We start from the raw sequence: 9,592 nt of genomic DNA, 5'->3' as shown, positions 1-9,592 counted from the left end.
CCCCCCATCCCCCCATCCCTTTCCCCTTCACGCTGCATCTGAAAAATACATTACCTTTCCACCATAAGCCCGATATAAATTTTGCTCTGTCATCACTTGTTTTCTCGAACCCGCAGCAATTATCTGGCGATTTAATAAAATAATATCGTCGAAATGAGTAGTTGTTTCGCCCAAGTCGTGGTTAACTACTAAAACCGTTTTTCCGGCGGCTGCTAGCTCGTGGAACACTTCAAATAAAACTGTTTGGGTTTTTTGATCAATTCCTACAAATGGTTCGTCCAAACAAAAAATTTCCGCTTCCTGTGCTAACGCTCTCGCTAAAAATACCCGCTGCTGCTGTCCCCCAGAAAGTTGTCCGATAGCGCGATCGCGATATTCTAAAATACCGACTCTTTGTAGCGCACTTTTGGCAATCCGACGACTTACCCCTGAAAAACTCCGTAACCATCCCGTTTTCTTGACTCTTCCCATCATCACCACATCCCAAACTGTAGCGGGATAAGTCCAATCTATTGCACTACGTTGGGGAACATAAGCCACTTTTTCCAACTGTTCCGTTAAGGGTTTACCTTGATATGAAACTGTTCCGCTGCTGTCAACTAAACCCAACATTGCTTTCATCAAAGTACTTTTACCAGCACCGTTAGGACCATAAATACCTGTCAAACGTCCTGGTTTAATTACACAACTCACATCTTCAAGCGCTTCTAAACTGCGATAGCGTACTCCTAAATGAGCAATGTTAATACTTGCATTATGCAGCATCACTGCATCCTTGAACTCATAGACACGCTTTTGAGCTTGATTCTCATCTTGCATGGGATTATTTCTACAAACGAACAAAAAATGAAAAGATTATGAGAATAATGTACACTAAAAAATGAAAGAAAAATGAAAACTTTTGATACAGATTATGGAAGGGATTGCTCAGTCGAAAGGTAGATATTTTTTGTATGGGTTATTAGGGATACTTTTAAGTTTGTCAATCAATGCGTGTAATCGAGTAGGTTCTAATTCCGTAGGAGATGATAAACCTAATGTAGTTGCAAGCAATACAATTATTGCCGATTTAACCGAAAAAATAGGCGGAGAGGAGATAGATTTAACCAGTATTTTACAGCCTGGTACAGACCCTCACGTATATGAGCCAGTTCCCAAAGATACAATTTTATTAGAAAAAGCAGAATTAATTTTATACAACGGTTACAATTTGGAACCAGGATTAATTAAATTGATCGAAGCAGCAGGTGTAAAAGCAGAAAAATTAGCCGTGGGAGAAGTAGCCGAACCTTTACAACTAGATGAGGGAGGAAAGCAAACAGTACCAGATCCTCATGTGTGGGGTGATGTAGAGAACGCAATCAAAATGGCGATCGCGATTCGGGATGCTTTAATTAAATTATCGCCAGAAGATAAAGAAAAATTTACTAAGAATGCAGCAGAATTAATAAATGAATTGCAGCAGTTAGATAATTCCATAACTCAACAGATTGCGACTATCCCCAAAGAGCAGCGAAAATTAATTACAACCCACGATGCATTTCAATATTATGGAAGAGCCTATGATATACCAATAGCAGGGACATTAATAGGTATTAGCACCGAAGAACAACCAAGCGCTCAAACCGTGAAAAAACTAGTAGAAGAAATCAAAAAAACAGGAGTAAAAGCCATCTTTGCCGAAACAACAATCAACCCAGCCTTAATTAAAACAGTAGCTCAAGAAGCAAACGTTAAACTAGCATCCAGAGAATTATATTCCGATTCCATCGGCGCACCAGGAAGCGAAGCAGATTCTTATATTAAAATGATGCAATCGAATACTCAGACAATTGTTGAAGCGCTGAGTCAAGGTTAAAGGTTAAAGGTTAAAGGTTAAAGGTTAGAGGCTTTCTTGCAACTGTCAACTGTCCACTGTCAACTGTCAACTGTGAAAATGCGTCCTATTGCTGTAGATTTATTTGCTGGTGCAGGGGGAATGACTCTTGGTTTTGAACAAGCTGGGTTTGACGTGCTTGCTGCTGTAGAATTAGATCCGATACATTGTGCTATCCATGAATTTAATTTTCCTTTGTGGTCTATTTTATGTGCAAATGTAGAGCATATTTCGGGAGAGGAAATAAGAAGACGTTCTGAAATACAAAATCAAGAAATTGATGTTGTGTTTGGTGGTTCTCCTTGTCAGGGATTTTCATTGATGGGAAAACGGGCTTTAGATGACTCTAGAAATAATTTAATCTTTCATTTTTTCCGATTAATTATCGAATTAAATCCTAAATATTTTGTATTTGAAAATGTACCGGGATTAACTGTAGGAGAACATCAAAAACTTTTATTAGAAATTATTTCAGAATTTCAAATCAATGGTTATCAAGTAGAAGGAAATTACCGGGTACTTAACGCTGCAAATTACGGGGTTCCTCAAGATAGAGCCAGATTATTTATTTTAGGATGTCGTCAAGGTTTAACTTTACCAAAATATCCCCAACCAGTGACTACACCGAAAATATCTAAAAAGTCAAAATATATCATAAATAACCCAGATTTACCCGCAACACCTACAGTATGGGATGCTATCGGTGATTTACCAGAAGTGGAAAATTATTCACAACTAATTGATAGAGATTGGATAATTGCTGAGTATGGAAAACCGAGTATTTATAGCCGTAAATTGCGCGGTATTTTAACAATTGAAAACGATTATTCTTATAAACGCTTATTCGATTATTTTTTTCTGACTTGCAGTAATCGTACTAAACATAATTCGCAATCTATTGATCGATTTGGGCAAACTGAACCTGGAAAAACTGAACCAATTAGCCACTTTCATAAATTAGCAAAAAATGGTATTTGCAAAACCTTAAGGGCTGGAACACCTAGAAATCGCGGTGCTTTTACCTCTCCTCGCCCCATTCATCCAATAACACCAAGATGTATCACCGTGCGAGAAGCAGCACGATTGCATTCTTATCCCGACTGGTTTCGTTTCCACACTACAAAATGGCATGGTTTTCGACAAATAGGAAACTCAGTTCCACCAATATTCGCTAAAGCAATCGCAACCGAAATTATTCGCATTTTAGAAATAACTCCAGTGAAACCACAGAGACAAATACAGTTAGGTGATGATAGTTTACTGCAATTAAATATGCTGCAAGCTGCGGCAAAATTCGGTGTTTCAGAAAACATTATCGAACCGAGAAAAAGGAAAATAAATCATAAAAATCAAGAATCAAAATCTGATGATAATTAATCGACATTTCCAGCAATTAAATATGCGTCAATCGAAATCCTTGTAGAGACGCGAAATTATGCCCTTCCGGCACGCTTTGCTAACGCGTCTCTACATTTACAATCAAGGCGGAATCTTTCACAAATGCGTTACTATACTGAACATTGTAATGAGATTATAAGAACTATATTAATCAGAATTCTGGTTCAATAAACGGGATAGTTGACTTAAAATAGTTGCTCTATAATCAGTAGATGTATCTTTAAAGCGATATAAATTAAGTTTAGCGAGAGCAACTTGAATGATATTATCTTCTAAAAGATGCTCTAGTAAATCATCAACAATATCTTCGTTATTAGCTTTATTAGTTAGGTCAAAAACACCTGTTAAATAATAAATCTGTTCTACACCTTTTGATTCAAAATACTGTACCAATCGCCATGAATCAAATCCTTGTGGATAATCGACAAATCCAGCATGAATATCAACTATAATATCAGACTTTTCCGATTGAAAATAAACACCAACTCCATGTTTATCAAACGTCCATTTTTCCCCTTGTAGTGATAATAAACCTTGACGGGGACAATTCACAGAAAAAGATTTACTGACATTGGGATATATCTGGCGAAATGCTACAATTAAATTGTTTTGTAGTTCTACAAACTCTGAAATTATTTGAATTGCTTCAGCGCTTTTGATTGATGACTTCATTTAACCTACTCCTAGCCTTAATTTTGCCGATATATAGCCCAGCAGAGCTATTTTCAATCATAAATAGCCCAATAATAGCTAATTACAATTTTATACCCAACATTGGAAAAGTAAAATTTTTCTTCCCGATTGCAAACAAGAAACTGAATTAAAGTTGTTCTTGTTACTAATCAATCTTAACGACTTATCTAATTACCTACTATTCCTCAAGCTGAATACCAATCGATGCAGCTTATGTAATGATAAATCTAAAATCTCAAATCTAAAATTCCTCAGTGTCTAACAATCAGCAAGAAACCCATTTAAACCGCGCTCGTGCTAGTCTCAGACAAGCATTATCTTGGTATGGCAATCTGCGTAAACCGGGATTCGATTCGGAATTAGCAGGTTTAGTAAAGCCCGAAATACAGATTTTAATCGCTAATCTGAATAAACTTGATTACAATGTGATTCGTATCGCTGCTTTTGGGTTGGTAAGTCGCGGTAAATCTGCGGTTTTAAATGCCTTGTTGGGACAAAAGATTTTACAAACTGGACCACTCAATGGTGTAACTCAATACCCACGTTCTATCCGGTGGAACCCCGGTGGCAAAATAGAAATTGAATTAATTGATACTCCCGGATTAGATGAAATTGCTGGAGAAACAAGAGCGCAGATGGCACGGGAAGTTACCCGTCAAGCCGATTTAATTTTGTTTGTTGTCTCCGGTGATATTACTCGCATCGAGTATGAAGCCCTGTTAAGTTTGCGACAAGCTCAGAAACCATTGATTTTAGTGTTTAACAAAATCGATTTATACCCTGATACCGATAAAGCCGCAATTTACGCTAATTTACAGCAATTAGCTGCGGGAAGTTCCGCGAAACCCTTAAAACCCGACGAAATAGTCATGGTTGCAGCAGAACCCGCACCCGTAGAAATTCGGGTAGAATATGCTGATGGTAGCTCCTGTTATGAGTGGGAGACACCACCAGCGCAAATAGAGCAACTTCAACAAACAATCTTGAAGATTCTCAACCGTGAAGGACGTTCCCTTTTGTCCCTTAATGCATTAGTGCAAGCAAGAGATGCAGAAGAATCCATTGCATATAAAACTATAGAACTGCGAGAAAAACAAGCAGAAGATTTAATTTGGCAGTATACCAAATATAAAGCATTAGCAGTAGGATTAAATCCTATCGCCTTTTTAGATGTTTTTGGTGGAATTATCACAGATTTAGCCTTAATTCGCTCTTTATCTCGACTTTACGGCTTACCGATGACGGGTTACGAAGCTGGAAAGTTATTAAAAACAATTTTATTCAGTTCCGGTGGTTTATTCTTGGGAGAATTAGGTAGCAGCTTTCTTTTGGGTTTTGGCAAAAGCGCGATCGCCATTACTAATGCTGAAAATCCTTTGAATATTACTACATTTGCGGGGACTGCCGTAACACAAGCCGGTATCGCCGGTTACGGAGCTTATTCCGTAGGAAAAGCTGCTCAAGCTTATTTGCAAAAAGGCTGTTCTTGGGGAGAATTAGGCGTTAGTCAGGTGATTGAAGAAATATTACGCGAAGTAGAATCGGATACTATTTTATATCGTTTACAGCAGGAATTGGGGATAGGGAAATAATGAGTAATCCAAGTTGAAAAAATCATTCCTTCCCCAGACTGATGTTTCTCAAACGATAATATGCAGCAATAGAGATGGAATAGTGTCTACCTATACAAAATTAAAAAGAGTTAGATTATGGGTTTGGGAATTCTCCAAGATGGGAAATGGATATCTCGACGGGAACAAGAAGACTCGGAAGGTAAATTTATTCGTCCGTCAACAACTTTTCGTGATTGGATAACGGCTGATGGTTCGAGTGGATTTAAAGCGGAAGCGGGGCGCTATCATTTGTATATCTCTTGGGCTTGCCCTTGGGCTTGTCGGACTGCAATTATGCGACAATTAAAGGGACTCCAAGATGTTATTGGTTTATCAGTGGTAGCTGCGGAGATTCATCAAAATAGCTGGGAATTTAAAGACGAGCCTGGTGCTATTCCCGATACAGTTAATCATACAGATTATCTGTGGCAACTATATTTAAAAGCTCAACCCGATTATACAGGAAGAGTAACAGTTCCGGTTTTATGGGATAAGCAAAAAGGGACAATTGTCAATAACGAATCCCGCGAAATTATTCGGATGTTCGATACTCAATTTGAGGAATTTGCGAAGCAAGATGCAGATTTCTATCCTGATGATTTGCAAAAAGTGGTTGACGAAACAATAGATGCAATTTACCAACCAATTAATAATGGTGTATATCGAGCGGGATTTGCAACTTCTCAATCTGCTTACGATCAAGCTGTGACCGAATTATTTGATGCACTCGATGATTGGGAAAAAGTATTAGCCAAACAACGTTATCTTTGTGGAAATAAAGTTACCGAAGCTGATTGGTGTATGTTTACAACTTTATTTCGCTTCGATGCAGTTTATTACGTACATTTTAAATGCAATATACGCCGTATTGTAGATTATCCTCATTTATGGAACTATCTTAAAGAACTATATCAAATGCCCGGAGTCAAAGAAACTTGTAATCTTGACCATATTAAGCGGCATTATTACATTAGTCATCCCAACGTTAACCCCCATCAAATTGTCCCAAAAGGACCGATAATTAATTTCGACGAACCCCACAACCGCGAGCAAGTTTTTACAGGATAGTGTAGAGACGTAGCAGTGCTACGTCTTCCCAATTGATCTTGTAAAAAACAAAATTAACAACCGCATCTGTTCTCTTGTTTTACAAGCAATTTAGTTTTGTTAATACAATATAGCTGACTCCAAGCTTAGAGGCAGCAACCCTTGGTGGTACATAATTAACTGACATCTCACGTTTTTTGACTGCTTTAAAAGTATAGTCAAAAAAGTTCAATATGTCTAATATGTCCGACGATTTATTGTCCTAGGGAAAGCTCCTGAAAACCGATACTAATAAACAAGTAACGACTTAAAATCAGTCAACTATAAACTATAAATTTTAAACTCCCCAGGCAAGATTCGAACTTGCGACTAATCGGTTAACAGCCGACCGCTCTACCACTGAGCTACTGAGGACTACAATTAAACATATTAAAGCTAAAAATAGAATTTGGCAAGTACTTTGACAAACTTTTTTGAAAAAATTTTTGATCGCCCTTTGAGCTATACATTTGTACCAACAAATACCGGCTCTAAATCAATCAATCTGTGGTGAGTAGATGCTCAAGTACAATATCCGATATCTATTTGAAACCCATACGTAATTCAGCCAACCGTTGACGGGATTTGGCATCAATAGAATTAGCTAAAAATCTGCCGTTAGGTTTTTTACCAGACTTATACTTTTGTCGCGTCCGACAAACAGTAGCTTCTACTTCGTGACACAGTTGTTGTGCAGATATCCATTCCGCTCCATACCCCTGTACAGTTAACTGTTGCGCTCGGTCTGAAGTTGCAACCACTATCCGAGATAATAAGCGTTGAGCTAGTTTATGACGCAATGACGCACAGAGTTTCTCTATATAGGTATCCGCCGTTTGACCGAAATCCGTATATAAAGCTGTAACAAGTTTTGTCACAACTTCTTCGTTGCTACAATTCTTTTGAAAATGAGCATCGAAGACTACTTGGGTTTGATAGCCCATAAATGCACTGTAACTAACTAAAGCTTCGAGCAACTCATTGCGTGCAGCCTCTAGTCCGACGTTTTCGGAAGTCTTCTTTAAACAAGACCAAGCGCCGATAATGTTATAACCGTCTACTAGTAAAACGGCTGGAGAAAATGGAGAGGACATGGTTATAAATCACAGTATTCTAGATTTAACAAATTTCATTCATAACTTCTATAGTAGTTGAAACATTATTTGTAACACTATGTTACATAAGCTAAAAATCTCATAATATTACAAAGCCCTGATTAATAAAAGACAAAAAATAAGCGCGATTAAAGTAAACACGCTTATTTTTTGACGATTTGTAATTAATTTGTGACTTTGGACAGAAGACGCAAGGAAAGAAAATACTAACTAATCAATTAACTAATTAACTAATTAATTAAATTACTTCCTCCCTGCAACTGCATTAAAAGTTGTTTAAGACGGGATGGCTCTCCTTGATCAAGTAAAACACCTTGTTCGAGTAGAAATGCACCATCGCAGTAATTCAATTCATCGAGACGATGAGTCACCCAAAGGGCTGTAATACCGCGAGTTTTAACTAAATTACGGACAGCAGCGACCAATTCTAATTGGCTGTCGGGATCAAGTAAAGCGGTTGGTTCATCTAACAACAACAATGCACAGCGACGAGCGATCGCACCAGCAATGGCTACCCGCTGTTTTTGTCCTCCACTTAGAGCGTAAATAGGACGACGTTGCAGTTCTCGTAAATTTACCGCACTCAGTGCTTCTTCTACTCTTTCTCGAACTTGCTTGTGTGATAATTTTTCTTGTACTAATCCAAAGGCCACATCAGCACCAACAGTAGGCATTACTAATTGATGATCGGGGTTTTGAAAAACAAAACCAACGGGATGCAAAACTTTTATTTCTCCACTTTTAGGAGTTAGTAGCCCCGCGATCAGTTTAAGTAAAGTTGACTTCCCACTTCCATTGGTACCCAAAAGCATCCAAAATTCACCATTAGGTACTTCTAAAGAGCAAGATTTGATTACCTGCGTTCCATTCGACCAATCAAAATTTAAATCTCTTACGGAGATACCTACTTGTGCCATTTATCTTCCACCAGTGCTTTACTCTTGAGCCAAAGTGAAGAAACCAGGAGGTTTACCACTTCCACCAGCTGCACCATCTCTCTGAGTCATCTGTATCCCAGAAATTTCACTGGTACGAATAGCGATTTTTTTCTCTACTTTACCTCCGCATTCCAGTTCCACGATTTCTGGGCTACCAGAGCGTATTGCTGATAAAACTAGCTGGTAAGCAGCTTCGGCATCTTCTGAAGTCTTGCGCTGAACCGATACAGGAAAAGCTGTATTTCTTAGGGCTAAATCGATAGTAAACATTGAACCTTAATTAAATTTAACTGTAGGACTAATTTTAGCGTCAGCACCTACATTAACAGCAGATGGTCAAGTATGAGAATCGTAAATAGCGAAATCTTAAAAAAAAATTAACGATTGACGACTTGTAATGATTCCCTGGTATTAGGTTCTTCGCATACCCCCCGCATTCAGATAGAGTCGCAAAAAAAAAATTAGTTAAATTGAAAACCTACTGGAAAAATTACCTATTTTTCTTTACAATAAGATTAGAGACAGTAAACAATTGTAAACTAGATTGACAATCTAGTTAGTTTTCTGCATAAGAGCGGCAATCAAATGCCAACCTCAAAATTGAAAAAAAACTGTAATTATAACGATTTGGAGATTCAATCTCATGACTATCGCAGTTGGACGCGCCCCTAGCACTAGAGGCTGGTTTGACGTACTCGATGACTGGTTAAAGCGAGATAGATTCGTATTTATCGGTTGGTCGGGTTTATTACTATTCCCCTGTGCCTACATGGCTCTAGGTGGATGGCTCACAGGTACAACTTTTGTATCGAGTTGGTATACCCACGGTTTAGCATCTTCCTACTTGGAAGGCTGTAACTTCTTGACCGTAGC

The 9,592-nt window shown here is 38.1% G+C and carries 9 protein-coding genes, 1 tRNA gene and 1 pseudogene; 5 read left to right on the top strand and 6 right to left on the bottom strand.

Annotated elements, in window-relative coordinates:
• Positions 1–27 precede the first annotated feature (27 nt).
• The gene (locus tag IQ247_RS29920; protein WP_228060173.1) at positions 28–765 is read right to left on the bottom strand and encodes a metal ABC transporter ATP-binding protein; all 738 of its coding nucleotides are present in this window, start codon (positions 763–765) and stop codon (positions 28–30) included.
• 148 nt (positions 766–913) lie between these two features.
• Here IQ247_RS29920 and IQ247_RS29915 point away from each other — a divergent pair, with 148 nt between their 5' ends.
• Both IQ247_RS29915 and IQ247_RS29910 read left to right on the top strand, forming a co-directional pair.
• Entirely contained in the window at positions 914–1,858 is a 945-nt protein-coding gene (locus IQ247_RS29915; protein ID WP_193925567.1) for a metal ABC transporter substrate-binding protein, read from the top strand.
• A 78-nt stretch (positions 1,859–1,936) separates the two neighbouring features.
• The gene (locus IQ247_RS29910; protein WP_193925569.1) at positions 1,937–3,253 is read left to right on the top strand and encodes a DNA cytosine methyltransferase; all 1,317 of its coding nucleotides are present in this window, start codon (positions 1,937–1,939) and stop codon (positions 3,251–3,253) included.
• Between the two features lie 168 nt (positions 3,254–3,421).
• Here the strand turns inward: IQ247_RS29910 and IQ247_RS29905 are convergent, their stop codons facing one another.
• Entirely contained in the window at positions 3,422–3,946 is a 525-nt protein-coding gene (locus IQ247_RS29905) for a DUF6896 domain-containing protein (RefSeq protein ID WP_193925566.1), read from the bottom strand.
• Positions 3,947–4,221: 275 nt separating this feature from the next.
• Here IQ247_RS29905 and IQ247_RS29900 point away from each other — a divergent pair, with 275 nt between their 5' ends.
• A complete protein-coding gene (locus IQ247_RS29900; RefSeq protein ID WP_193925565.1) occupies positions 4,222–5,559 on the top strand; it encodes a GTP-binding protein in 1,338 nt (445 codons plus the stop codon).
• Between the two features lie 117 nt (positions 5,560–5,676).
• Positions 5,677–6,648, top strand: a complete 972-nt coding sequence (locus tag IQ247_RS29895; protein ID WP_193925563.1) for a glutathione S-transferase family protein — start codon at positions 5,677–5,679, stop codon at positions 6,646–6,648.
• Positions 6,649–6,969: 321 nt separating this feature from the next.
• On the opposite strand, the gene IQ247_RS29890 is transcribed toward IQ247_RS29895, so the two are convergent.
• The 4 genes from IQ247_RS29890 to IQ247_RS29875 all read right to left on the bottom strand — a co-directional run bounded on the left by IQ247_RS29890 (position 6,970) and on the right by IQ247_RS29875 (position 8,989).
• Positions 6,970–7,041: transfer RNA gene (locus tag IQ247_RS29890), tRNA-Asn, on the bottom strand.
• Between the two features lie 167 nt (positions 7,042–7,208).
• Positions 7,209–7,760 (bottom strand): NYN domain-containing protein, encoded by a 552-nt coding sequence (locus IQ247_RS29885; RefSeq protein ID WP_193925561.1) that lies wholly within the window; start codon positions 7,758–7,760, stop codon positions 7,209–7,211.
• Between the two features lie 251 nt (positions 7,761–8,011).
• Positions 8,012–8,698: an energy-coupling factor ABC transporter ATP-binding protein gene (locus IQ247_RS29880; RefSeq protein ID WP_193925559.1), complete on the bottom strand. Its 687-nt coding sequence runs from the start codon at positions 8,696–8,698 to the stop codon at positions 8,012–8,014.
• Between the two features lie 18 nt (positions 8,699–8,716).
• Positions 8,717–8,989 carry a UPF0367 protein family gene (locus IQ247_RS29875; RefSeq protein ID WP_193925557.1) on the bottom strand — a complete coding sequence of 91 codons (273 nt, stop codon included), beginning with the start codon at positions 8,987–8,989 and terminating at the stop codon, positions 8,717–8,719.
• Positions 8,990–9,362: 373 nt separating this feature from the next.
• Between IQ247_RS29875 and IQ247_RS29870 the strand changes: the two are divergent.
• Positions 9,363–9,592: pseudogene (locus IQ247_RS29870) on the top strand (photosystem II D2 protein (photosystem q(a) protein)); the annotation flags it as partial.

This window comes from Plectonema cf. radiosum LEGE 06105 (assembly GCF_015207665.1).
GTDB classification, from domain to species: Bacteria; Cyanobacteriota; Cyanobacteriia; order Cyanobacteriales; family Nostocaceae; genus Rivularia; species Rivularia radiosa_A.
Note: the sequence above shows the minus strand (reverse complement) of the source record. Positions and strands in the feature narration are given on the sequence as shown.

Bases quoted from the DNA above. Each gene is read 5' to 3' on its own strand.
- IQ247_RS29915 (WP_193925567.1), top strand. From the start codon at position 914: ATGGAAGGGATTGCTCAGTCGAAAGGTAGATATTTTTTGTATGGGTTA.
- IQ247_RS29910 (WP_193925569.1), top strand. From the start codon at position 1,937: ATGCGTCCTATTGCTGTAGATTTATTTGCTGGTGCAGGGGGAATGACT.
- IQ247_RS29895 (WP_193925563.1), top strand. From the start codon at position 5,677: ATGGGTTTGGGAATTCTCCAAGATGGGAAATGGATATCTCGACGGGAA.
- IQ247_RS29875 (WP_193925557.1), bottom strand. From the start codon at position 8,989: ATGTTTACTATCGATTTAGCCCTAAGAAATACAGCTTTTCCTGTATCG.
- IQ247_RS29920 (WP_228060173.1), bottom strand. From the start codon at position 765: ATGCTGCATAATGCAAGTATTAACATTGCTCATTTAGGAGTACGCTAT.
- IQ247_RS29905 (WP_193925566.1), bottom strand. From the start codon at position 3,946: ATGAAGTCATCAATCAAAAGCGCTGAAGCAATTCAAATAATTTCAGAG.
- IQ247_RS29880 (WP_193925559.1), bottom strand. From the start codon at position 8,698: ATGGCACAAGTAGGTATCTCCGTAAGAGATTTAAATTTTGATTGGTCG.
- IQ247_RS29885 (WP_193925561.1), bottom strand. From the start codon at position 7,760: ATGTCCTCTCCATTTTCTCCAGCCGTTTTACTAGTAGACGGTTATAAC.